24 protein-coding genes are annotated in these 22,278 nt (G+C 60.4%); 10 read left to right on the top strand and 14 right to left on the bottom strand.

The window, feature by feature from the left end; all coding sequences use genetic code 11:
• Positions 1–5: 5 nt before the first annotated feature.
• The 7 genes from purE to GM655_RS00810 form a co-directional block, all read right to left on the bottom strand.
• The gene (gene purE / locus GM655_RS00840) at positions 6–509 is read right to left on the bottom strand and encodes a 5-(carboxyamino)imidazole ribonucleotide mutase (protein ID WP_155432760.1); all 504 of its coding nucleotides are present in this window, start codon (positions 507–509) and stop codon (positions 6–8) included.
• A 1-nt stretch (position 510) separates the two neighbouring features.
• Positions 511–1,407: a phosphoribosylaminoimidazolesuccinocarboxamide synthase gene (locus tag GM655_RS00835; protein ID WP_155432759.1), complete on the bottom strand. Its 897-nt coding sequence runs from the start codon at positions 1,405–1,407 to the stop codon at positions 511–513.
• 117 nt (positions 1,408–1,524) lie between these two features.
• Positions 1,525–2,589 carry a class II fructose-bisphosphate aldolase gene (gene fba, locus GM655_RS00830; RefSeq protein WP_155432758.1) on the bottom strand — a complete coding sequence of 355 codons (1,065 nt, stop codon included), beginning with the start codon at positions 2,587–2,589 and terminating at the stop codon, positions 1,525–1,527.
• A gap of 82 nt (positions 2,590–2,671) precedes the next feature.
• Positions 2,672–4,120, bottom strand: a complete 1,449-nt coding sequence (pyk, locus tag GM655_RS00825; protein ID WP_155432757.1) for a pyruvate kinase — start codon at positions 4,118–4,120, stop codon at positions 2,672–2,674.
• 205 nt (positions 4,121–4,325) lie between these two features.
• On the bottom strand, positions 4,326–5,543 hold the full coding sequence (locus GM655_RS00820; RefSeq protein ID WP_155432756.1) for a phosphoglycerate kinase: 1,218 nt from the start codon (positions 5,541–5,543) through the stop codon (positions 4,326–4,328).
• Positions 5,544–5,611: 68 nt separating this feature from the next.
• Positions 5,612–5,941: an AzlD domain-containing protein gene (locus GM655_RS00815; RefSeq protein WP_155432755.1), complete on the bottom strand. Its 330-nt coding sequence runs from the start codon at positions 5,939–5,941 to the stop codon at positions 5,612–5,614.
• A complete protein-coding gene (locus tag GM655_RS00810; RefSeq protein WP_155432754.1) occupies positions 5,938–6,705 on the bottom strand; it encodes an AzlC family ABC transporter permease in 768 nt (255 codons plus the stop codon). The genes GM655_RS00815 and GM655_RS00810 overlap by 4 nt, the downstream gene beginning before the upstream one ends.
• Positions 6,706–6,839: 134 nt before the next feature.
• Between GM655_RS00810 and GM655_RS00805 the strand changes: the two genes are divergently transcribed.
• From GM655_RS00805 to GM655_RS00790, 4 genes are read left to right on the top strand one after another with little or no spacing between them, the layout of a single operon-like run.
• Positions 6,840–7,034, top strand: a complete 195-nt coding sequence (locus GM655_RS00805) for a zinc-finger domain-containing protein (RefSeq protein WP_155432753.1) — start codon at positions 6,840–6,842, stop codon at positions 7,032–7,034.
• Positions 7,035–7,062: 28 nt separating this feature from the next.
• Positions 7,063–7,491 (top strand): YybH family protein, encoded by a 429-nt coding sequence (locus GM655_RS00800; protein WP_155432752.1) that lies wholly within the window; start codon positions 7,063–7,065, stop codon positions 7,489–7,491.
• A gap of 12 nt (positions 7,492–7,503) precedes the next feature.
• Positions 7,504–8,532 (top strand): YheT family hydrolase, encoded by a 1,029-nt coding sequence (locus tag GM655_RS00795; protein ID WP_371866669.1) that lies wholly within the window; start codon positions 7,504–7,506, stop codon positions 8,530–8,532.
• On the top strand, positions 8,525–9,118 hold the full coding sequence (locus GM655_RS00790; protein ID WP_155434045.1) for a DUF2946 family protein: 594 nt from the start codon (positions 8,525–8,527) through the stop codon (positions 9,116–9,118). The genes GM655_RS00795 and GM655_RS00790 overlap by 8 nt, the downstream gene beginning before the upstream one ends.
• Here the strand turns inward: GM655_RS00790 and GM655_RS00785 are convergent.
• Positions 9,084–10,661 (bottom strand): M48 family metalloprotease, encoded by a 1,578-nt coding sequence (locus GM655_RS00785; RefSeq protein ID WP_155434044.1) that lies wholly within the window; start codon positions 10,659–10,661, stop codon positions 9,084–9,086. The genes GM655_RS00790 and GM655_RS00785 overlap by 35 nt on opposite strands.
• Before the next feature lie 96 nt (positions 10,662–10,757).
• Between GM655_RS00785 and moaC the strand changes: the two genes are divergently transcribed.
• Both moaC and GM655_RS00775 read left to right on the top strand, forming a co-directional pair.
• The gene (gene moaC / locus GM655_RS00780; protein ID WP_155432751.1) at positions 10,758–11,288 is read left to right on the top strand and encodes a cyclic pyranopterin monophosphate synthase MoaC; all 531 of its coding nucleotides are present in this window, start codon (positions 10,758–10,760) and stop codon (positions 11,286–11,288) included.
• Between the two features lie 136 nt (positions 11,289–11,424).
• Entirely contained in the window at positions 11,425–12,135 is a 711-nt protein-coding gene (locus tag GM655_RS00775; RefSeq protein WP_155432750.1) for a flagellar brake protein, read from the top strand.
• A 60-nt stretch (positions 12,136–12,195) separates the two neighbouring features.
• Here the strand turns inward: GM655_RS00775 and GM655_RS00770 are convergent, their stop codons facing one another.
• The 6 genes from GM655_RS00770 to recA form a co-directional block, all read right to left on the bottom strand.
• Entirely contained in the window at positions 12,196–12,663 is a 468-nt protein-coding gene (locus tag GM655_RS00770) for a pilin (RefSeq protein ID WP_155432749.1), read from the bottom strand.
• 263 nt (positions 12,664–12,926) lie between these two features.
• On the bottom strand, positions 12,927–13,808 hold the full coding sequence (gene sucD, locus GM655_RS00765; RefSeq protein WP_155432748.1) for a succinate--CoA ligase subunit alpha: 882 nt from the start codon (positions 13,806–13,808) through the stop codon (positions 12,927–12,929).
• Positions 13,809–13,821: 13 nt separating this feature from the next.
• Positions 13,822–14,991 carry an ADP-forming succinate--CoA ligase subunit beta gene (sucC, locus tag GM655_RS00760; protein WP_155432747.1) on the bottom strand — a complete coding sequence of 390 codons (1,170 nt, stop codon included), beginning with the start codon at positions 14,989–14,991 and terminating at the stop codon, positions 13,822–13,824.
• Positions 14,992–15,090: 99 nt separating this feature from the next.
• Positions 15,091–15,675: a DUF2889 domain-containing protein gene (locus GM655_RS00755; RefSeq protein ID WP_155432746.1), complete on the bottom strand. Its 585-nt coding sequence runs from the start codon at positions 15,673–15,675 to the stop codon at positions 15,091–15,093.
• 254 nt (positions 15,676–15,929) lie between these two features.
• A complete protein-coding gene (recX, locus tag GM655_RS00750; RefSeq protein ID WP_155432745.1) occupies positions 15,930–16,385 on the bottom strand; it encodes a recombination regulator RecX in 456 nt (151 codons plus the stop codon).
• A gap of 27 nt (positions 16,386–16,412) precedes the next feature.
• Positions 16,413–17,507, bottom strand: a complete 1,095-nt coding sequence (gene recA, locus GM655_RS00745; RefSeq protein WP_155432744.1) for a recombinase RecA — start codon at positions 17,505–17,507, stop codon at positions 16,413–16,415.
• 162 nt (positions 17,508–17,669) lie between these two features.
• Here recA and GM655_RS00740 point away from each other — a divergent pair, with 162 nt between their 5' ends.
• The 4 genes from GM655_RS00740 to GM655_RS00725 are packed head-to-tail and all read left to right on the top strand — an operon-like array spanning position 17,670 to position 22,201.
• Positions 17,670–18,350 carry a response regulator gene (locus GM655_RS00740; RefSeq protein WP_155432743.1) on the top strand — a complete coding sequence of 227 codons (681 nt, stop codon included), beginning with the start codon at positions 17,670–17,672 and terminating at the stop codon, positions 18,348–18,350.
• Entirely contained in the window at positions 18,347–19,873 is a 1,527-nt protein-coding gene (locus tag GM655_RS00735) for a sensor histidine kinase (RefSeq protein ID WP_371866668.1), read from the top strand. The genes GM655_RS00740 and GM655_RS00735 overlap by 4 nt, the downstream gene beginning before the upstream one ends.
• The gene (locus GM655_RS00730; RefSeq protein ID WP_155432742.1) at positions 19,866–20,150 is read left to right on the top strand and encodes a DUF4212 domain-containing protein; all 285 of its coding nucleotides are present in this window, start codon (positions 19,866–19,868) and stop codon (positions 20,148–20,150) included. The genes GM655_RS00735 and GM655_RS00730 overlap by 8 nt, the downstream gene beginning before the upstream one ends.
• Entirely contained in the window at positions 20,147–22,201 is a 2,055-nt protein-coding gene (locus GM655_RS00725; RefSeq protein WP_155432741.1) for a sodium:solute symporter family protein, read from the top strand. Before GM655_RS00730 ends, GM655_RS00725 begins: the two co-directional genes overlap by 4 nt.
• Positions 22,202–22,278 lie beyond the last annotated feature (77 nt).

The raw sequence follows: 22,278 nt of genomic DNA, 5'->3' as shown, positions 1-22,278 counted from the left end.
CTGAATTACAGGGGCAAAGTCATGGCCTCGGCCGCTGCCGTCTGGCTGGCGCGGAAGGCCAGCAGTTGCTGCGCCAGTGCCTCGTCCGTCGCGGCCAGCAGCGCCACCGCCGTCAGTGCAGCATTGGCGGCACCGGCTTCGCCGATGGCGAAAGTCGATACCGGCACGCCTTTCGGCATCTGCACGATGGACAGCAGCGAATCTTCGCCACGCAGGTATTTGGACGGCACGGGCACGCCCAGTACCGGCACGATGGTCTTGGCCGCTACCATGCCCGGCAGGTGGGCCGCACCGCCGGCACCGGCGATGATGGCGCGCAGGCCGCGGCTACGGGCGTTTTCCGCGTAGGTGAACATCTGATCCGGCATACGGTGGGCCGAGATCACCTGCGCTTCGAACGGCACGCCGAACTGTTTCAGAATGGCGACCGCGTGCTGCATTACGTCCCAGTCCGAGTTCGAACCCATGATCACGCCGACCAGCGGCGTGCTGTTTTCAATGGCGCTCATCTCAGACCTTCAGCTTCTCGCCCGTCAGGCGTTCGATGGCTTCGAAATACTTGGCCTGGGTTTTCTCGATCACTTCTGCTGGCAGCGCTGGCGCCGGAGCGGTCTTGCCCCAGTCGGTCAGGGTTTCCAGATAGTCGCGCACGAACTGCTTGTCGAACGATGGTGGCGACATGTCCGGTGCGTAGGAATCGGCAGGCCAGAAGCGCGACGAGTCGGCCGTCAGCACTTCGTCCATCAGGTGCATCACGCCGTTTTCATCGAGGCCGAATTCGAACTTGGTGTCAGCGATGATGATGCCGCGCGTGGCTGCGTAGTCGGCAGCCTCCTTGTACAGGGCGATACTCACGTCGCGCATCTTGGCAGCCAGTTCGGCACCGATGCGGCTTTCCATTTCGGCAAAGCTGATGTTCTCGTCATGCTCGCCCAGATCGGCTTTGGCCGCAGGGGTGAACAGTGGCTCTGGCAGTTTCTCGGCCTGACGCAGACCGGCTGGCAGCTGGATGCCGCAGATGCTGCCGGTGGCCTGATAGTCTTTCCAGCCCGAGCCGATGATGTAGCCACGTACGACCGCTTCCACCATGATCGGTTTCAGACGCTTGGCCACTACCGCGCGGCCTTTGACCTGCGCCACTTCGTCGGCAGCCACCACGGATTCCGGTGCTACGCCGGTCAGGTGGTTAGGCACGATGTGGCCGAGTTTTTCGAACCAGAAATCGCTCATCTGGTTCAGCACCATGCCCTTGCCGGGAATAGGCTCGTTCATGACGACGTCGAAAGCCGACAGGCGGTCAGTGGTAACGATGAGGATTTTGTCATCGCCGACAGCGTAGTTGTCGCGGACTTTGCCGTGGCCGAGCAGGGGCAGGGACTTGATGGAGGTCTGATAGAGGCTGTTCATAGCGGAGGGTGAATAGACTAGCGGTATAGAAAAGCGAAAACCGGCGGGGTGAAAACGAGGCCGCCGGTCCAGTGTCGGGTTCATTCCTGGCGGAATAAACCCGTTCCAAACAGAATTTTACTTCACAATCTGGGCCAGCTCGCCGGCCGTGTAGCGTTGTGCCATTTTTTCCAGTGGAATCGGCTTGATTTTGCCGGCCTGACCTTCGCAGCCGAAGGCCTGGAAACGGGCACGCACGATTTGCTCAGCGGCAGCACGGGCTGGCTTGAGGAAGTCGCGCGGGTCGAATTTCGACGGGTTCTGGAACAGGAACTGGCGGATCGCCGCAGTCATGGCCAGACGGATGTCGGTATCGATGTTGATCTTGCGGACGCCGTGACGGATGCCTTCCTGGATTTCTTCTACAGGCACGCCATAGGTTTCCTTCATGTCACCGCCGAATTCGCGGATGATGGCCAGCAGTTCCTGCGGCACCGACGAGGAGCCGTGCATGACCAGGTGGGTGTTAGGAATGCGCGCGTGGATTTCCTTGATGCGGTCGATGGCCAGAATGTCACCGGTCGGCTTGCGGGTGAATTTGTAGGCGCCGTGCGAAGTACCGATAGCGATGGCCAGCGCGTCGCACTGGGTACGCTGGACGAAGTCGGCAGCTTGTGCCACGTCGGTCAGCAGTTGTTCGCGCGTCATGGTGCCGTCGGCGCCGTGGCCGTCTTCCTTGTCGCCCTTCATGGTTTCCAGCGAACCCAATACGCCCAGTTCCGCTTCCACCGTCACGCCGATAGCGTGCGAGAACTTCACGACTTCTTTCGATACTTCCACGTTGTATTCGTAGGAAGCCACCGATTTGCCGTCGGCTTCCAGCGAGCCGTCCATCATCACCGAAGTGAAGCCGGAGCGGATCGCGGCCTGGCACACGGCTGGCGACTGGCCGTGATCCTGGTGCATCACCACAGGGATGTGCGGATAGGCTTCGACAGCGGCGTCGATCAGATGGCGCAGGAAAGCTTCGCCAGCATATTTACGGGCGCCAGCGGACGCCTGCATGATGACCGGCGCGTTCAGCGCATCGGCCGCAGCCATGATGGCCTGCACTTGTTCCAGATTGTTGACGTTGAAAGCAGGGATGCCATAGCCGTTTTCAGCAGCATGGTCCAGCAGTTGACGCATGGATACGAGGGACATGGTAATACTCCAAACAATAAAAAAACCTGGTTGCCGGAGCCTACCCGCCCTCGTTCCGCGAGAGCGCTGCTACCGGACTTACTTAGTGAAACTCGCCGACCTTAACGATCTTCATGGCGTTGGTGCCGCCCACTTGGCCCATCGGCTCGCCCCAGGTGACCACGATCATGTCGCCTTTCTTGACGATGCCGCGTTCGACCAGCAGGTCTTCCGCTTGCTTCAGCACCACGGCGCTTTCCGCCGTCTGCACCAGATTGTAGGCCTTGACGTTGCGGTACAGCGCAATCTTGCGCAGCGTACCCACACTCGGCGTCAACGCGTAAATCGGCGTATCAATATTGTGACGGCTCATCCACAGTGCCGTCGAACCGGATTCCGTCAGCGCCACGATCGCTTTCACCGCCAGATGGTGCGAGGTGAACAGCGCTGCATAGGCGATCGACTGGTCGATCCGGGTGAAGGTCGCGTTGAGGAAGTCGGCGTCGAGCTTGTTGTACTCGGACTGCTCGGCCTCTACGCAAATCGCGGCCATCATTTCTACAGTTTCAACAGGGTAACGACCGGAAGCGGTTTCCGCCGAGGTCATTACGGCATCCGTGCCATCGAGCACGGCATTGGCCACGTCCGATACTTCGGCACGGGTCGGCACGGCATTGAAGATCATCGACTCCATCATCTGGGTCGCCGTGATCGCCAGCTTGTTCGACTCGCGCGCCATACGGATCATGCGCTTCTGCAATGCCGGTACTGCGGCATTGCCTACTTCTACTGCCAGGTCACCGCGCGCCACCATGATGCCGTCGGAGGCGTCGAGAATTTCCTGCAGCACCGGTATGGCTTCGGCGCGCTCGATCTTGGCGATCATCTGCGGCTTGTGGCCAAACGGTTCGCCGGCGATATTCGCCAGCTGGCGCGCCATTTCCATATCGGTGGCGCTTTTCGGGAACGAGATCGCCAGATAGTCGCACTGGAAACTCATGGCCGTCTTGATATCTTCCATGTCCTTGGCGGTCAGGGCCGGGGCCGTCAGGCCGCCACCCTGGCGATTGATGCCCTTGTTATTGGACAGCTCGCCGCCGATTTTCACGGTAGTAAAAATTTCATGCGCAACAACTTTGTCGACCGTCAGTACGATCAGACCATCGTTGAGCAACAGCTTGTCGCCTGCACGCAAATCCTGCGGCAGTGCCTTGTAATCAAGACCCACGCGCTCCTGATTGCCGAGCTCGCCGTTTTCGCCCCACTTGGCGTCGAGGATGAATTTATCGCCGTTCGCGAGGTCAATCTTACCATTTTCAAACTTGCCAACGCGGATTTTCGGTCCCTGCATGTCGGCCATGATGGCCACTTCGCGGCCTACTTCGGCCGCCGCTTCGCGTACCAGACGGGCGCGGTCGATGTGATCCTGCGCCTTACCGTGCGAGAAGTTCAGACGAACCACATCCACCCCGGCCCGTATCATCTGTACCAGGACGTTGAAATCAGTGGAGGCTGGGCCTATCGTTGCGACAATTTTAGTACTACGGGACATAGTCATCCTTGGGCGTTAGGGCTGGCAAACGCTCCCGAAAGCGGGGAGCGGAACGGTGGTGTGTCGGACCAAAAAATGTAGCAAAGCTACGAAATTCCAGTCATTCTCAAGCATAAATTGAATTTTACTGTCAATTTGCTACATCGCACGACCGTGCTTTTTGCTCCCCTCGCCTAGTTGGCTGATTTATACCTGCAAACTACGGTTACTGCGCTGCGGCACGCTGGGTCAGAATCTCTACGGCCGGCAAGGTTTTACCTTCGAGGAATTCGAGGAAGGCGCCGCCGCCCGTCGAGATGTAACCGACTTGCGCGCTAATATCGTACTTGGCAATCGCGGCCAGCGTATCGCCGCCACCGGCGATCGAGAAGGCCGGCGACTGGGCAATTGCCAGTGCCAACGTCTTGGTGCCTTCGCCGAACTGGTCGAACTCGAACACGCCGACCGGGCCGTTCCAGACCACGGTACCGGCTTTGGCGATCTGCGCGGCCAGCGTGGCCGCCGTTTGCGGGCCAATATCGAGAATCATGTCGTCGTCAGCCACGTCGGCCACGGCTTTCACGGTGGCGACAGCGGTCGGCGAAAATTCCTTGGCGCACACGACGTCGACGGGAATCGGCACTTGCGCGCCGCGCTTGGCCATCAGATCGATGATGGCGCGGGCTTCGTCCACCAGATCGTTCTCGACCAGCGATTTACCGATGTTCAGACCGGAAGCCTTCATGAAGGTGTTGGCGATACCGCCACCGACGATCAGATTGTCTACCTTGTCGGCCAGCGCCTTCAGAATCGACAGCTTGGACGACACTTTGGAACCAGCCACGATGGCCAGCAGCGGACGGGCCGGGGCGCCCAGCGCCTTGCCCAGCGCATCGAGTTCGGCGGCCAGCAGCGGGCCGGCGCAAGCGATAGGGGCAAATTTGGCGATACCGTGCGTGGAAGCTTCGGCGCGGTGCGCGGTACCGAAAGCGTCATTGACGTAGATGTCGCACAATGCAGCCATTTTCTGTGCCAGTTCGTCGCTGTTTTTCTTTTCGCCGCGGTTCACGCGGACGTTTTCCAGCAGCACTACCTGACCGGCCTGCAGGCCTTCCAGACCGGCGCCATCGACCCAGTTCTGTTTCAGTTCGACAGGCTGGCCCAGCAGCTCGGCCAGACGGGCCGCCACCGGGGCCAGACTGTCTTCAGCTTTGAACTCGCCTTCGGTCGGACGGCCCAGATGGGAGGTCACCATGACTTTGGCACCAGCGGCAGCAGCGGCGCGGATGGCCGGCACGGAAGCGCGGATGCGGGTGTCTTCAGTAATGTTGCCGGCGTCATCTTGCGGCACGTTCAGGTCGGCGCGGATGAAAACGCGCTTGCCTTGCAGCGCATTCTGGGCGATGAGATCTTGCAGACGGATGAAGTTCAAAACAGCGGACATGGTTACCCAAAGGTCGAGTTGAAAAAGGTACGCTATTTTACCGCAAGCAGAGGCTTAAATTCCTGTTATTAAAATACATGCATGAGGCGCAGCAGCGTGTAAAACCCCATGCCGAATAGGATAGTTTGCAACATGTTGCGCCGCAGCAAATAAAAGATGGTGGCGACGATACCGGCCAGCAGTTTGATGTTGCTCAAGTCCAACACCGGTGCCCCGTTCACCAGCATCAGGTCGGGCGCCACGATGGCGGCCAGCGCGCAGGCCGGTGCATAGCGCAGCATTTCCTGCACGCGTTTGGGAATATTGATGTGGTGCCCCACCAGCCAGAACGAGCTGCGTGTGGCGGCCGTAGCGATGGCCAGCACGCCTATGGTGAGCCAGATTTCCCAGTCGCTCATGGCCGGCCTCCGAAGCTCTGGCGCCACTTCTCGGCGCCCTCTTCCACGGCCATCGCCGTCAGCATGCCCAGCAGCACCGCCAGCAGCAGGCCCAGCTTGTACGGCAGACCGACCGCCAGCACGGCCACGGCACCCGCCACCAGCACGCCGCACAGGGCGGGACGGCCCACGATCAGCGGCACCATCACGCAGATGATGGCCAGCGTACCGGCAAAGCCCAGCCCCCATTCAGCCGGCACGGCACTGCCGGCGAATATCCCGGCGATGGAGCCAATCTGCCACGCGGCCCAGTTGGGATAGGTCAGCCCCTTGAGATAGGACAGTTTGCCCGGCTGCGGCGCCGGATCAGGGAATTTATGCAGGAACAGCGCCACCGTCATATCACCGGCCACATAGCCGAGCGCTGCGCGTTTGCGCCACGGTAGCTGGGCAAAATGGGGCGCCAGCAGGGCCGAAAAGATCACGAAGCGCAGATTCACCGTCAGCGCCGACAGGAAGATTACCCATACGGGCGCATGGCTGGCGATCAGCGGCAAGGCAGCAAGCTGGGCCGAACCGGCGAACACCAGCAAGGTCATACCCAGAGCCTGCACCACCGTCAGGCCGCTTTTTACCATGGCGATACCCACCACGAGTCCCCACGCGCCGATGCCGAACAGGGTGGGCGTGCCGACCTTCAGGCCTTCGCGCCACGCGGCTTCGTGGTGGGCGGAGACGATGCAGACAGGGGTATCGGGCGGGTGGGCGCTGCTAGTTTCGGTCATGGCTAGATCATGTGGCATTCCTGCCACAGCGCGCGGCGCAGCGGGACGGTAGAGGCGCTATTTTACCGATGATTTTTGCTCTATGCGCGAATCCGTTAAAATCGTGGTTTTCCTTAGTCCTCGGAGCATACGAAATGAGCACTGCCACCACCACCAACGCCGTCGAACTCGAAGGCAAGGACTTGCCAGCCCACTGCCCTAATCCGGCCATGCCGCTGTGGTCGTCCCATCCACGCGTTTTCCTCGACTTCCAGCATGGCGAAGCCAAGTGCCCATACTGCGGCACGGCCTACCGCCTGAAGCCGGGCACCGTCGTCGGCCACCACTAAATCCACCGTAACGCCGCGCGGAGCGAGCATGCCCACCAAACGTGTCAAGCAACTCAATGGTAGTGCCGCCGAAACCGAGGTGGCGTTTTACGATGCCCTCAACCGCGCCGACCTCGACGCGTTGATGGCACTCTGGGCCGAAGACGATGAAATCGTCTGCATCCACCCGGGCGGCCCGCGCCTGATCGGCCATGCCGCCATCCGCGCGTCGTGGGCAGCCATCCTCGAGCATGGCGGCCTGCACATCGTGCCCATCCAGTTGCATGAAACCCACAATCTGATGAGCTCCGTGCACACGGTGGTGGAAATCAGCAGCGTGTCCCAGCAGGACGATATCCATTTGCTGGCCAGCAATGTGTATGTCAAAACTCCGCGTGGCTGGCGCATCGTGCTGCACCACGTCTCCATCGCGCCCGGCCCCGTGCCAACCGAAGCGCGCAGCCAGGTGCTGCACTGACAGGACTGTGCCGTGAAGTATCCCGCGCCCGCATGGCTACCTAGCGGCCACCTGCAAACCATTTATCCGGCCCTGTGCCTGCGCAAGCCGCCCGTGCGCTACCGGCGCGAGCGCTGGGACTGCCCTGACGGCGACTTCATCGATGTGGATTTTGTCGATGGCCAGCCGGGCCAACCCATGGTGGTGCTGTTCCATGGCCTCGAAGGCAGCTCCGACAGCCATTACGCGCGCGCGCTGATGGCCGCCGTGGCCGAACGGGGCTGGTCCGGCGCCGTGCCGCATTTCCGCGGCTGCTCGGGCGAGCCCAACCGCGCGCCGCGCTTCTACCACTCGGGCGACGCCACGGAAATCAACTGGATCATGCGCCGCCTGCACGCGCGCCATGCCGCCCTGCCGCAGGCCACCGACGCTGCAGCAGCCGGGCCAAGCGCTACAGCGCCCGCGGCAGCGTTCTATGCAGCCGGCGTTTCGCTGGGCGGCAACGCGCTGCTGCGCTGGCTGGGCGAATCGGGCCAGCAGGCCGGCTTCGTTGATGCCGCCTGCGCCGTATCCGCCCCGCTCGATCTGGCGCAGGGCGGCGCGGCCCTGTCCAGCGGTTTCAATATGCTGTACACGCGCATGTTCCTGCAAACCCTGAAGCCCAAGTGCGTAGCCAAACTACAGCAATACCCTGATCTATTCGACCTGCAAGCCCTGCATGCTGCGCGCGATCTGTATGATTTCGACAACGTCGTCACAGCCCCGCTGCATGGCTACCGCAACACGGAAGACTATTGGCACCGCGCCAGCGCCAAGCATGTGCTGGGCGACATACGCGTGCCGACGCTGGTGCTGAACGCCCGCAACGATCCCTTCCTGCCCGGCCGGCACTTGCCGCAGCAGGCGGCTGCCTGCGTGCAGCTCGATTATCCGGCCCATGGCGGCCATGTCGGCTTTGCCACGGGCGGCCTGCCCGGCAGCCTGCACTGGCTGCCGCAACGCCTGCTGCACTTTATGACGCAGGGCGCCGCACCTTTTAATGGAATTTCCTATCATGGATGACATCGTCAAACAGGCACTGGCCAAATGGCCCAATGTGCCGCATTGCTACGGCTGGCTGTTACTCGATGCGCGCGGCCACTGGCGCATGCGCGACGAACGCGCCCAGCACCTGAACCTGCCCGGCGACCGGCTGCAGCACGCGGCCCTGTGCAGCTTCATCGCCCGGAATTACGCCGCCGATGCACGTGGCTGCTGGTATTTCCAGAACGGTCCGCAGCGCGTGTATGTGCAATTGGAGGCCACACCCTACATCGTGCGCACCGATCCCGTGCAGGGCTGGCTGCTGCACACGGGCGTAGCGCTCGGTGCCATCGATGAAGTGCTGCTGACCGAGCAAGGCGCGCTATTGCTGCGCAGTGCCGATGTGCTGGCCCAGCTCGATGACCGCGATGTGGCCAGCGTGCTGGCCGAACTGCAAAGTGGCGGCAACCTCGTCTCCGACGACACTTTAATCGCATGGCTGGAAGGCGCCAACAAGGCCAGCCTGACGCTACAGGGCCATGCCGTGCAGCGAGTCGAGGCGGCGACACTGCCCGCCCGCTTTGGCTATGTCAGCGTACCAGCGCCGGCGCCGACTCAGGACTGAGCAGATCCTTCTTGAACTTGTCGCCCATTTCTTCACGCCGGCGCGCCTGCAGTTCGCGCTCGCGCGCATCGATCACGGCCTGATCGTAAAACGTGGCATCGGGCGCCTTGCGCGCATACGTTAGCTGGTCCAGCGCCGACAGCACGCCGCCCTGCAGCACATACGATTCGGCCAGCGCAATATGCTGCAAAGCCTGCTTGCCCTGCTTGGCATAGGCTTGCGCGAGCAGGTCGTAGGCATTCGGATCATCGCGGTAGAGCTGCACCTGATCGCGCAAATAAGCTGCCGCCCGCTCTAGCTGGCCGGCTGCGATCATCGCTTCGCCGTACTGGTGGGCGATGCCGCGCGACAGCGGGTAAGTCAGATGCGCCGCCTCGGCATCGGCCAGCGCGTGCTGCTGCAAGGCCGCGTTGTCCGGCTGGGCCAGTTTGATTTCGAGCGCTGTGCTTACATAAATGATTTCGCCTTCCGGTGCCGGTGCCACGCCCAGCGTGCCCGGAGGTGGCAGCTTGCGCATGGTGGCGTGCGACTTATCCAGCCATTGCTGGGCCAGCGCATAGTTCTCGCGTTTGAGCGCCACCATCGCCAGCCCGTACTGGGCCGCCGCCACTTGCTGGCGCCCCGGCTGCTGCAACTGCAGCTCGAAGAAGGTCTGGGTTTCGGCCAGCCCTTGCGAGCTCAGGTCCTGCAGCACGCGCGCTCTGGCTCTGACCAGATGAAAGTCCAGGCTGTCGAGCCGCTGTCTATAAGGCTGCTCGCGGATACGCGCCTGAATATCGGCGATCCGCTCCGTGGTCAGCGGGTGGCTTTGCAGATAGGCCGGCACGCGGTCGCTGTAATTGCGCGTCGCAATCTGCATGCGCTGGAAGAAGGCCACCATGCCCGAGGTATCGTAGCCGGCCGCGCCCATGATCTGGAAACCGATGCGGTCCGCCTCGCGCTCGGCATCGCGGCCGAAATTGAGCTGACGCTGGATGGCCAGCCCCTGTCCGGCCGAAAACACGCCTATCGCCGCATCACCGCCCGCCCTGGATGCCAGCACGGCCAGTATCATGGCGGCCAGCGGGATCAGCGCGTCCTGCTTCTGCTGGCCGATCGACCGGGCGATGTGGCGCTGGGCCACGTGGCCGATTTCGTGGCCCAGCACGGAAGCCAGTTCCGACTCCGTCTGCGCCGCCAGCAGCAGCGCCGAATGCACGGCGATAAAACCACCCGGCAGCGCAAACGCGTTGAGCTGGGGATCGCGCACGGCGAAGAAGTAATAGTCAAAGTTGGCTTCGCCACGCGCGCCGGGACGGGCCGCTACCAGCGCATTGCCGAAGTTGTTCAGGTATTCGAGGATGGGCGCATCATCGAGAAAATCGTTGTTACGGCGGATATCGCGCATGATTTCCTCGCCCAGCCGCCGCTCCATCAGCGGCGACAAATCCTGCCGCTCGGTATCGCCGAGCGCGGGCAGGTTGGGGATTTTGGCAGGCGCCAGCACATCCTGCGCCATCGCCAGAGGCATGGTCAGCAACAGCAGGGCAGCGGTCAGGCGCATGCGCATAGAACGGGGTTTTGCATTCACGATGATATGATACTCGCAACCGGGGCGGGCCCGCTGCCCCACCCATGACGAAATCTGCCGAGTACTTGAATGAGCAACAACGTGAGCAACAACGTGAACCCTACCGAGACCGTCGCCACCGGCGAGCACCTGACCCACTTCGACGCCAGCGGCCAGGCCCATATGGTGGACGTCGGCGCCAAGACCACCACCCACCGCATCGCTGTCGCGCGCGGCAGCATCCGCATGAAGCCGGAAACGCTGGCCATCATCACCAGCGGCACGGCCAAGAAAGGCGATGTGCTGGGCATCGCCCGCATCGCCGCCATCATGGCGTCCAAGCGTACCAGCGACCTGATCCCCTTATGCCACCCGCTAGCGCTGACCCGGGTTGCCGTCGATTTCGTCACCGACGAAGCCAACGCCAGCGTGCATTGCACGGCCCAGGTCGAAACCCACGGCCAGACGGGCGTGGAAATGGAAGCGCTGACGGCCGTGCAGATCGGCCTGCTAACGATCTACGATATGTGCAAAGCCGTTGACCGCGGCATGGTGATGAGCGAAATCCGCGTGATGGAAAAACACGGCGGTAAATCAGGCGACTGGAGCGCTACCAGCTAGCTGCAAGACCTACAGCTTGCAAATTGATATATTGTCTGATTGTTACCTTTCGAACACACGTATATAATTCATTCCACAGAGGTAATTTTTCCGCAGGCTGACCGCTGCCGTCAGGCGCATACGTGAAAGAATTTGCATGAGCAGCAACCCTCCATCGAACGAAAGCAAAACCCAGGAGTATGAGTTCGAGCAGATGAACTTGCAGGTGGGCAGCCGTATCCAGTTCATTACGCATCGTACGATCAAACCCGTCCAGCACTTTTCCACCCTGATCGGCTGGGTCAAAGACGAATATATGATCGTCAAGATCCCGTTCGAGAGCGGTGCACCGATTGCCGTCAACGATGGCGACAAGTTGACGATACGCGTGTTTTCCGGCGTGAATGTGTGCTCATTTTCGTGCGTCGTGCAGCGCGTGTTCCCGCGCCCGATGTTTTATGTGCACCTGTCCTTCCCTGTATCGATACAAGGCACCAGTCTGCGCACGGCCATGCGCGTCAAGGTCGACATTCCGGCCCAGGTGACCTCCTCGGCCGGTACCACCTCCGTATTCCTCGTCAACCTCAGCGTTTCCGGCGCGCTGATCGAGTCGCCCAAACCGTTGGCCGACGACGGCGGCGAAGTCGGCCTATCGTTCTACCTGATCGCCCAGCCCGGCAACCGGCAGGTGCGTATCAATCCCAACGCCACCATCCGTAATATCAATGTGGTCAAGCCATCCACTGCCGAGCAGGAAGAGGTCTTCACCTATGGCGTGCAATTCATTGATCTGGATCCTATGCACCACACCATGCTGCAGAACCTGACCTACGAAGCACTGATCGCCGACCGCCAGAAAATCGTTTAAACCCTGTGCGACAAACGAAAAAAAACCGGCCGTAGCCGGTTTTTTTATGCCATCGTGCGCTTAAGGCGTCACGTTGTTTTTGGTCAGTGCAGCTTTCGCAGTTTCGTTGGTGACGGTGGTGGTCACATTCCACGTTACGTTGGCAGCACCGGCAGCGATGGTTGGGGCGAAGGTGGCGGTCAGGCCGTCGATGTCTTTACCCACGCCGGTCGAGAAGGTTTCTTCGATCACGCCATCTTTCACAGTAACCGATTTCACTTCTTTGGTTTCGGTGAAGGTCGGTACGCCTTTTACGCCCGCGTCGCAACCGTTCAGGTCACCGCCTGCTTCCTGTGCGCACAGCGCCACGGCCGATTTGATCGAGTCGATTGCGCCTTGTGCGTTTGCCATCTTGGCTTTGATGGTGTAGTCGCTGTAAGCAGGAATTGCGACTGCTGCCAGGATACCGATAATGGCAACCACGATCATCAGTTCGATCAGGGTGAAGCCGGCTTGTGCTTGTTTTTTCATCATGTGCATGGTTTTCATTTTTGACTCCTGGGTGTGTGTTGAACAAAATTCGTTGTCTACACTTTCCATTGAGCAAGCACCGTGCCAGCCTGTTTTGCCATGTATTTTCGCCATATTCTGACGAATTCTGTCACTTTTTGGCTGCGAGACTGCCCATTTTTGTCAGTCCAGCATAAAAGTGAACGCCATTTTTTGGCACTGACAAATTTTGTCATCCGGAAATAAAAAAAGGGAAGGAGCTTACGCTCCCTCCCCTTCATTCCATTAACGGAAGGCTGTGATTACAGCATGGCTTTCAACAGACGAGCCATTTCCGATGGGTTCTTGGTCACTTTGATACCGCAAGCTTCCATGATTTCCAGTTTAGCTTGTGCGGTGTCAGCGCCACCCGAGATCAGCGCGCCAGCGTGGCCCATGCGCTTGCCCGGAGGAGCGGTAACGCCAGCGATGAAGCCGACCACTGGTTTTTTCATGTTGTCTTTGATCCAGTGAGCCGCGTTGGCTTCGTCTGGACCACCGATTTCACCGATCATGATCACGGCGTCGGTATCTGGATCGTCGTTGAACATCTTCATCACGTCGATGTGCTTCAGGCCGTTGATCGGGTCACCACCGATACCAACTGCCGACGACTGGCCCAGACCCAGTGCGGTCAACTGACCCACTGCTTCATAAGTCAGGGTACCCGAGCGCGATACCACGCCGATACGACCTTTCTTGTGGATGTGGCCAGGCATAATGCCGATCTTGATTTCGTCTGGAGTGATCAGACCTGGGCAGTTAGGGCCCAGCAGCAGGGTTTTCGAACCGGCTTTGACCATGCGGTCTTTCAGAGCCATCATGTCACGGACTGGAATGCCTTCGGTAATGCAGATGGCCAGATCCATTTCAGCTTCGACGGCTTCCCAGATGGCGGCAGCAGCGCCTGCTGGTGGTACGTAGATCACCGACACGTTGGCGCCGGTTTCTTTTTTCGCTTCGGTAACGTTAGCGAAAATAGGAATGCCTTCGAAATCTTCGCCGGCTTTCTTAGGGTTCACGCCTGCGACGAAGCAGTTTTTGCCGTTCGCGTAGTCGCGGCAGCCGCGGGTGTGGAATTGGCCGGTTTTACCGGTGATCCCTTGGGTAACAACTTTGGTGTCTTTATTGATCAGAATGGACATGTTGATTCCTTAATTAAGCTTGACCGGCAGCAGCGGCAACGACGCTCTTAGCTGCATCTTCCATGGTGTCGGCTGCGATGATAGGCAGACCGGAATCGGCCAGCATCTTCTTGCCCAGATCTTCGTTGGTGCCCTTCATGCGCACCACCAGCGGTACTTGCAGCGAAACTGCTTTGGAAGCGGTGATCACGCCTTCGGCGATCACGTCGCAACGCATAATGCCGCCGAAGATATTCACCAGAATAGCTTTCAGGCCTGGATTTTTCAGCATGATCTTGAAGGCTTCGGTTACTTTCTCAGCCGTAGCGCCACCGCCTACGTCCAGGAAGTTGGCTGGTTCGCCGCCGAACAGCTTGATGGTGTCCATGGTTGCCATGGCCAGACCGGCGCCGTTCACCAGGCAGCCGATGTTACCGTCGAGCGAGATGTAAGCCAGATCGAATTTCGAAGCTTCTACTTCCGCTGGATCTTCTTCGTCCAGATCGCGGTAAGCCAGAATTTCTGGCTGACGGAACAGCGAGTTAGCGTCGAAGTTGAACTTGGCGTCCAGAGCGATAACTTTGCCCGAACCGGTCAGGATCAGTGGGTTGATTTCGGCCAGCGATGCGTCGGTTTCCCAGTAGGCTTTGTACAGGCCTTGCAGGTTGGTCACGGCATCCGCGATCGAGCCTTCTGGCACGCCGATTTTAGCGGCGATGCTGGCGGCTTCTGCGTCGGTCAGGCCTACCGATGGATCGATAGCGATCGAGTGGATCAGTTCTGGGTGGCTCTCAGCCACTTCTTCGATGTCCATACCGCCTTCGGACGAAGCCATCAGCACAACGCGCTGCGAAACGCGGTCGGTCACCATCGAAACGTACAGTTCTTTCTTGATGTCGGCGCCTTCTTCGATCAGCAGACGACGTACTTTCTGGCCTTCTGGACCGGTCTGGTGAGTTACCAGCTGCATGCCCATGATCTGGTCAGCGTATTCTTTGACTTGTTCGAGCGACTTGGCAACTTTAACGCCGCCGCCTTTACCACGGCCACCGGCGTGGATCTGTGCCTTTACAACCCAGACTGGGCCGCCCAAGGTTTCAGCAGCTTTGACTGCCTCTTCAACGGTCATGCACGGGATACCACGTGGAACCGTCACTCCGAATTTTCGGAGGATTTCTTTGCCTTGATACTCATGGATTTTCATGCTGGCTTCCCTTCTGATGCTGATGTGTAAAAATCGGTTGATATTACGAAAATACTGCGAAGATACTGCGATATAAGGTGTTTCTATAAGCAGAGATTGCTACGCGCTGCTCGGTGCTGCTTTGGCCACCCAGCGCGGGTAAAACTGCGCCACCGCCGCACCGTCGGTGCGCAGCGCGTGGCATTTATCTAGTTGAAACGGTTGCTGACGGGGCGTGCCATGGTCTTCCGTGGCCGCATCATTGGTCGCCCACACGTCGTTGGCAAAGGCCTGCACGGCCGCGGTCGGCAATATCTGCGCCAGTTCCGTCAGGTGGGTGCAGCCGGAGACGCCGGCCAGACGCTGTTTGAGTTCGTGCCGGAAGCCCTGCATCAGATTCAGCCCCACCAGTTGCTCCTTGTAGGCGGGCGCGATGGTATCGCAATGACCGGGATATGGCACAGCATCGGACGCGGCTTCGGCATCGACGATGTTGAGCTGGCGGTCTACGGTCAGGCGTAAATGGAGGTCATGCAGCGGAGTACCGGCAGCGCGTGGGCCCGAGGCCAGCACGGTGTCGATCTGTTTGATATCGGAGATGTGCGCGTCAAGATCCCATAGACCATCCTCGCGTGCATACGCTTGGACGACAATTGCGCGCGTGTGCCGTAGCGCACGTCGGTTAACTGGGGTTGACAGGGACATAGACCGATGCCGCTTTCGCGACAGAAATTTAGTAAGCAGCCATGTGCTGTTAAGCACGTATCCGCAGCTTCTACGGACACTTACCGCACCTGCGGCGCTGCAAAAACCCTAAAAGTGTAGCACATCGAGGCGGTTTGTTGCGCGCAAACATAAGTTTTTCCGCGCAAAATCTGCTATCTGAGGCTATTTTGACAAGAGATTCACAAAATGTATTTCTGCCATAGAAACATTGCATGACGCAATGCGGCAAAGCTTCACTCGTCGAACTGTTCGCTGCCCTTGAGTGCCGTCTGCACGGCACGCTGGGAAAAGCCCCGCTGCAGCAGAAAGCGCATCTGTTTGTTGCGCTGCTGGGCATCTTCGGCCACGCTGCCGAACTTGCGCTGCCACACTTCCATGCAGCGCGCCGTTTCATCGCTGGCCAGTCCCTGCTTGAGCCGGTCCAGTTCTTCGCCACGGATGCCGTGGCTTTGCAATTCTGCAACAATCCGCCCATTGCCGTAACGGGCCGAGCGGCGGTGGATCAGCGCTTCGGAAAAGCGCTCCTGCGACAGCCAGCGATTATGCTCGAGCAAGTCGAGCAGCGCTTCCACATCGTCGCCTTCCTGTGCATAGCGGGCCAGCTTGCGCCCCAGCTCGAGCCGGCTGTGCTCGCGCTGCGACAACAGCCGCAGCGCGCGGGCTTTGAGACTGAGTTCGACGGTTGCCATGGCTGGCTCGCTATCCGGCGCTACTGATTAGGCAGCGTCAGCGCCTTTATCGACGGATTTCAGCTTGACCACGGTGTCGCCCTTGTCGCTGGCCAGTGGTGGCAGTACCCGCACGCCCAGCGATTCGCGCACCTTGTTCTCGATTTCCCATGCCAGTTCCGGACGTTCCTGCAGGAAGATACGGGCATTGTCCTTGCCCTGACCGACGCGCTCGCCGTTGTAGCTATACCAGGAACCCGACTTTTCGACGATCTTGGCTTCCACACCCAGATCAAGAATCTCGCCTTCGCGCGAAGTACCGGCGCCATACAGAATGTCGAAGTGAGCTTCCTTGAACGGTGGCGCAATCTTGTTCTTGACCACTTTCACCTTGGTTTCGTTACCGATCACTTCGTCGCCCGATTTGATCGAGCCGGTACGGCGGATATCCAGACGCACGGACGCGTAGAACTTCAGCGCATTACCGCCCGTGGTGGTTTCAGGGCTGCCGAACATCACACCGATCTTCATACGGATCTGGTTGATGAAGATCACCAGCGTATTGGTACGGTTAATCGAACCGGTCAGCTTGCGCAGTGCCTGCGACATCAAACGGGCCTGCAGACCCGGCAGCGCATCGCCCATATCGCCTTCGATCTCGGCGCGTGGCGTCAGCGCGGCCACGGAGTCCACCACCACCATGTCGACGGAGCCAGAACGTACCAGCGCATCGCAGATTTCCAGTGCCTGTTCGCCCGTATCCGGCTGCGAAATCAGCAGTTCGCTGAGGTTCACACCGAGTTTTTGGGCGTACACCACGTCCAGCGCGTGTTCCGCATCGATAAACGCGCAGGTACCGCCCAGTTTCTGCATTTCTGCAATGGTTTGCAGCGTCAACGTGGTTTTACCCGAGGATTCAGGACCGTAGATCTCCACCACACGGCCGCGTGGCAAACCGCCCACACCCAGCGCAATGTCCAGACCGAGCGAACCGGTGGAGACGACCTGCACTTCTTCGATCGGCATGCTGGAGTCCATACGCATGACGGAGCCCTTGCCGAATTGCTTTTCGATCTGAGCCAGCGCGGCGGCCAGCGCCTTCGCCTTCTCAGAGGCAGGTACTACAGCTTTTTTGTCGTCCATAATGTTCTCTCTGCGGGGGTGGGTAGTTGGTACAGTCGGTACTGTATAAAAAAACAGTGCTTAATGCAAGCAGGATTTTTAAACAATTTTTGAGTAATCACAAAAACTCGCTACTTACCGCGAAATGCAACACAATACGGGCTCGTACAGCCGGAGTGTTTTATGCGTATTTTACTTGCCGAGGACGACAGCGTTCTGGCAGATGGCCTGACCCGCTCACTACGCCAGTCGGGCTATGCCATCGATTGCGTAGGCAATGGCCAGGAAGCCGACACCGCCCTCGCCACCCAGGAATTCGATCTGCTGATACTGGATCTGGGCCTGCCCAAACTATCCGGTCTGGAAGTGCTGCGCCGCCTGCGCGCGCGCGAATCGCGCCTGCCCGTGCTGATCCTGACGGCGGCTGATTCGATCGAACAGCGCGTCAACGGCCTTGATCTGGGCGCCGACGACTACATGGCCAAGCCGTTTGCGCTGTCCGAGCTGGAAGCGCGCGTGCGCGCCCTCACGCGGCGTGGCGCCGGCGGTGGCGGCACCATCGTCAAGCATGGCCCGCTCAGCTACGATCAGGTGGGCCGCAGCGCCTACATCAACGAGCAGATGCTGGACCTGTCGGCGCGCGAACTGGGCCTGTTGGAAATCCTGCTGGCGCGCAGCGGCCGCCTGGTCTCCAAGGAACAGCTGGTCGATCACCTGTGCGAATGGGGCGAAGAAGTCAGCAATAACGCCATCGAAGTGTATGTGCACCGGCTGCGCAAGAAAATCGAGACAGGCGGCATCCGCATCGCCACCGTGCGCGGGCTAGGCTATTGCCTCGAGAAATACGCGGAACCGGCCAAGTGACAAAAGACTCCGCCGTGCAGCAGGACGCTGCGCTGGACTACCAGCCGCCCGCGGCGGAGGCGGATGAAGGCATACAGCATTCGCTGTTCGGCGAAATTCTGGACTGGATGCTGGCGCCCCTGCTGCTGCTGTGGCCCATGAGTATCGCCATCACCTATCTGGTGGCCAAGTCCATCGCCAACCAGCCCTTCGACCATGCACTGGAAGACAGCGTGACGGTGCTGGCCCAGCAGGTGCGCGCGGTCGACGGTAAAGTGATCAAAGGTTTGCCCGGCTCGGCGCGCGACATTCTGCGGGCCGACGATATCGATAATGTCTATTTCCAGATTCAGGGACCGCACGGCGAGCATATCGACGGCGACCGCGATCTGCCGCCACCTGTGCTGGACGAGGAAGAACTGCCCACCAGCGCCAACGTCCACTTCCGCAACGACAGCATGCACGGCACGCCAGTGCGCATCGCCTACGCCTACGTGCGGCTGGAGCACAAGCCCGGCGTCGAAGCGCCGCTGGCCCTCGTGCAGGTGGCCGAAACGCTGGAAAAACGCGCCCAGCTAGCCAATGAAATCATCAAGGGTGTGATCCTGCCCCAGTTCATCATCCTGCCCATCGTGCTGGCACTGGTGTGGTTTGCGCTGGCCCGCGGCCTGTCGCCACTGGCCCAGCTACAGGAACGCATACGCGCACGCGGCTCCGACGACCTCAGTCCGATCGCGCCGAATCAGGTGCCGGAAGAGATTTCGCCGCTGGTCAATTCGCTCAATGACATGCTGACGCGGCTGTCGTCTTCCATCGAAATGCAGAAGCGCTTCATCGCCGACGCGGCGCACCAGATGAAAACCCCGCTGGCCGGCATGCGCATGCAGTCGGAACTGGCACTGCGCCAGACCGATAGCGCGGAAATCCACCGCTCGCTGGAACAGTTGGCCAAAAGTTCGGAAGCGGCCACCCGCCTGGTCAACCAGTTGCTGGCACTGGCGCGCGCCGAAAACCAGCCGCAGGCCGGCACCAGCATGCAGTTACTGAGCCTGTCCGATCTGGCGCGCAGCACCGTGCAGGACTGGGTTTCGGCCTCATTTGCCGCGCGCATAGACCTCGGCTACGAAGGCCCGGACGAGCCGCTGGAAATCGAAGGCAACCCCACCATGCTGCGCGAGATGCTGTCCAATCTGATCGATAACGCGCTGCGCTATATTCCAGCCGGTGCCAGCGTGACGGTACGCGTGCGCAGCGACGAGCAGCACGCCATCCTCGAAGTGGAAGACACGGGGCCCGGCATTGCACCGGCCGAGCGCCAGCGCGTGTTCGAGCGCTTCTACCGCATTCTCGGCAACAAGGCTGAAGGCAGCGGTCTGGGGCTGGCCATCGTGCGCGAGATCGCCCACCAGCATGGCGTCGAAGTGGAAATCTATAATAATCCGCGCGCCACCCAGCCCAAGCTGCCGGGCGCCCTGTTCCGGCTGGCCTTCCCGCTGCCGCCCGAGCCGCCGATAGAAGAAAGCGAAGCACCGTATTATGGATAAGCCCACGCCCATCACCCGCGCCGAACACTGGCAGCGTACGCGCCGCCTGTCCATGCAACTACTGCTGCTATGGATGGTGACGGGCTTCGGTGCCGCCTTCTTCGCACGCGAGCTGGCCACCCTGAATCTGTTCGGCTGGCCGCTATCGTTCTATCTGGCCGCGCAAGGCTCGTCGCTGGTGTATCTGGGCATACTGGCCTATTACGCCTGGCGCATGCGCCGTCTCGACAAGGCCGCCCGCCTGCCCCGTGCAGCCAGCAAGGAGCCGCGTCCATGAAGGCCGCCCGCACCTTCCGCCAGCGCCTGCGCAGCTACTATCTGATGTTCACAGCCGGCTTTGCCGGTTTTCTGGTCTCGCTGGCCGTGCTGGAACAGGAAGGCATGTCGCGCATCTGGATAGGCTATCTGTTCATGTTTTCCACCATCGTGCTGTACGCCACCATCGGCGTGATCAGCCGCACCTCCAACGTGCTGGAATACTACGTGGCCGGACGGCGCGTGCCTGCCGTCTTCAACGGCATGGCCACGGCGGCCGACTGGATTTCGGCGGCCAGCTTTATCAGTCTGGCCGGCGGCCTGTATCTGCGCGGCTTCGACGGGCTGGCCTACATCATGGGCTGGACCGGGGGCTACTGTCTGGTGGCGTTGCTGATCGCGCCCTATCTGCGCAAGTTCAGCCAGTACACGATTCCCGATTTTCTGGCCGAACGCTATGGCGGCGCCGCCAACCCCGAAGGTGGCGGCAACGTCGTACGGCTGCTGGCCGTGGCGGCCACCATCATCGTTTCCTTCACCTATGTGGTCGCGCAAATCTATGCCGTGGGCCTGATCGCCTCGCGCTTCACGGGAGTGGATTTCTCGGTCGGCATTTTCCTCGGTCTGGCCAGCATTCTGGTGTGCTCCTTCCTTGGCGGCATGCGCGGCATAACCTGGACCCAGGTGGCGCAGTACATCATCATCGTGGTGGCCTTCCTGATTCCGGCCGTCTGGCTGTCGGCCAAACATAGCGACAATCCCATCCCGCAACTGGCCTACGGCAAGCTGCTGCCCAAGCTGAGCGCACGCGAAGCCGTGCTGCAGGCCGACCCGCGCGAAGCCGAAGTGCGCGCCATCTTCCGCCAGCGCGCCGACGACTACGAGCAGCGCCTGCAAGGCCTGCCCGCCTCGTGGGAAGCAGGCCGCCTCGAAGTCCAGCACAAACTGGACAAGGTCAAACACCGCAACGCCTCGCTGCTGGAAATCCGCAGCGCCGAGCGGGCCCTGATCGCCTATCCGAAATCGGCCGAAGAGGCCGAGCGTGTCTGGAGCGAAGCGCGCACCCAGGCGCTGACGCGCTCCGAGCCGATTACGCCGCATGCCACGCCCTATCCGGGCGATCCGGCCAGCTCCGACATCAAGCGCAACAACTTCCTTGCGCTGGTGTTCTGCCTGATGCTGGGCACGGCCGCGCTGCCGCACATCCTGATGCGCTCCTACACCACTCCAAATGTGCACGAAGCGCGCACCTCGGTATTCTGGACCTTGTTCTTCATCCTGCTGATTTACCTGACCATCCCCGCACTGGCGGTGCTGGTCAAATACGATATCTACAGCGCGCTGGTAGGCATCGACTACCATCACCTGCCCAACTGGGTATCCTATTGGGCCAATGTGGACAAGCTCACGCCACTGTTCAGCATCAGCGATATCAACCACGACGGCATCGTCCAGTTGGCCGAAATCACCATCGACGCCGATGTGCTGGTACTGGCCACGCCGGAAATCGCCGGCCTGCCCTATGTGATTTCCGGCCTGGTGGCAGCCGGCGGTCTGGCGGCCGCCCTGTCCACCGCCGATGGTCTGCTGCTGGCCATCTCCAACGCCCTGTCGCACGACGTCTACTACAAGACCGTGGACCGCAGCGCTTCGACCCAGAAGCGCGTGACCATTTCCAAGCTGCTGCTGCTCGGCGTGGCGTTTGTGGCGGCCTACACGGCTTCGCAGAAACCGGGCGACATCCTGTCGCTGGTAGGCGCCGCCTTCTCGCTGGCCGCATCCACGCTGTTTCCGGCGCTGGTGCTGGGCGTGTTCTGGAAACGCTGCACCACCCAGGGCGCCGTGGCCGGCATGCTGACGGGCTTCGGCGTGTGCGTGTACTACATGCTGCATACCAATCCCATCCTGGGCGGCAGCAGCGCGGCCCAGTGGTTCCACATTGCGCCTATCTCGGCCGGCATCTTCGGTGTGCCGGCCGGCATACTCAGCATGATCGTGGTCAGCCTGTGCACGCCCGCGCCCGCGCCGGCCACCATTGCACTGGTCGACTACATCCGCGCACCGGAACAATAGGCAACAAATGCAATATAGCGTTTTTTACAACTAAGTGCTATCGTGACCGGGTTGGCTATTTGGTAATAGCCAGAACT

It is taken from the genome of Pseudoduganella danionis (genome assembly GCF_009720775.1).
Classification (GTDB): domain Bacteria; phylum Pseudomonadota; class Gammaproteobacteria; order Burkholderiales; family Burkholderiaceae_D; genus Rugamonas; species Rugamonas danionis.
This window is presented reverse-complemented; position numbering and strand designations above follow the sequence as displayed.

Coding starts and splice junctions, on each gene's coding strand:
- recA (WP_155432744.1), bottom strand. CDS start 17,507: ATGGACGACAAAAAAGCTGTAGTACCTGCCTCTGAGAAGGCGAAGGCG.
- GM655_RS00800 (WP_155432752.1), top strand. CDS start 7,063: ATGCCCACCAAACGTGTCAAGCAACTCAATGGTAGTGCCGCCGAAACC.
- fba (WP_155432758.1), bottom strand. CDS start 2,589: ATGTCCCTCGTATCCATGCGTCAACTGCTGGACCATGCTGCTGAAAAC.
- GM655_RS00730 (WP_155432742.1), top strand. CDS start 19,866: ATGGATAAGCCCACGCCCATCACCCGCGCCGAACACTGGCAGCGTACG.
- GM655_RS00755 (WP_155432746.1), bottom strand. CDS start 15,675: ATGTCCCTGTCAACCCCAGTTAACCGACGTGCGCTACGGCACACGCGC.
- GM655_RS00805 (WP_155432753.1), top strand. CDS start 6,840: ATGAGCACTGCCACCACCACCAACGCCGTCGAACTCGAAGGCAAGGAC.
- GM655_RS00790 (WP_155434045.1), top strand. CDS start 8,525: ATGGATGACATCGTCAAACAGGCACTGGCCAAATGGCCCAATGTGCCG.
- GM655_RS00785 (WP_155434044.1), bottom strand. CDS start 10,661: ATGCGCCTGACCGCTGCCCTGCTGTTGCTGACCATGCCTCTGGCGATG.
- GM655_RS00810 (WP_155432754.1), bottom strand. CDS start 6,705: ATGACCGAAACTAGCAGCGCCCACCCGCCCGATACCCCTGTCTGCATC.
- GM655_RS00775 (WP_155432750.1), top strand. CDS start 11,425: ATGAGCAGCAACCCTCCATCGAACGAAAGCAAAACCCAGGAGTATGAG.
- moaC (WP_155432751.1), top strand. CDS start 10,758: ATGAGCAACAACGTGAGCAACAACGTGAACCCTACCGAGACCGTCGCC.
- GM655_RS00835 (WP_155432759.1), bottom strand. CDS start 1,407: ATGAACAGCCTCTATCAGACCTCCATCAAGTCCCTGCCCCTGCTCGGC.
- GM655_RS00725 (WP_155432741.1), top strand. CDS start 20,147: ATGAAGGCCGCCCGCACCTTCCGCCAGCGCCTGCGCAGCTACTATCTG.
- GM655_RS00815 (WP_155432755.1), bottom strand. CDS start 5,941: ATGAGCGACTGGGAAATCTGGCTCACCATAGGCGTGCTGGCCATCGCT.
- GM655_RS00770 (WP_155432749.1), bottom strand. CDS start 12,663: ATGAAAACCATGCACATGATGAAAAAACAAGCACAAGCCGGCTTCACC.
- recX (WP_155432745.1), bottom strand. CDS start 16,385: ATGGCAACCGTCGAACTCAGTCTCAAAGCCCGCGCGCTGCGGCTGTTG.
- purE (WP_155432760.1), bottom strand. CDS start 509: ATGAGCGCCATTGAAAACAGCACGCCGCTGGTCGGCGTGATCATGGGT.
- sucD (WP_155432748.1), bottom strand. CDS start 13,808: ATGTCCATTCTGATCAATAAAGACACCAAAGTTGTTACCCAAGGGATC.
- GM655_RS00820 (WP_155432756.1), bottom strand. CDS start 5,543: ATGTCCGCTGTTTTGAACTTCATCCGTCTGCAAGATCTCATCGCCCAG.
- pyk (WP_155432757.1), bottom strand. CDS start 4,120: ATGTCCCGTAGTACTAAAATTGTCGCAACGATAGGCCCAGCCTCCACT.
- sucC (WP_155432747.1), bottom strand. CDS start 14,991: ATGAAAATCCATGAGTATCAAGGCAAAGAAATCCTCCGAAAATTCGGA.
- GM655_RS00740 (WP_155432743.1), top strand. CDS start 17,670: ATGCGTATTTTACTTGCCGAGGACGACAGCGTTCTGGCAGATGGCCTG.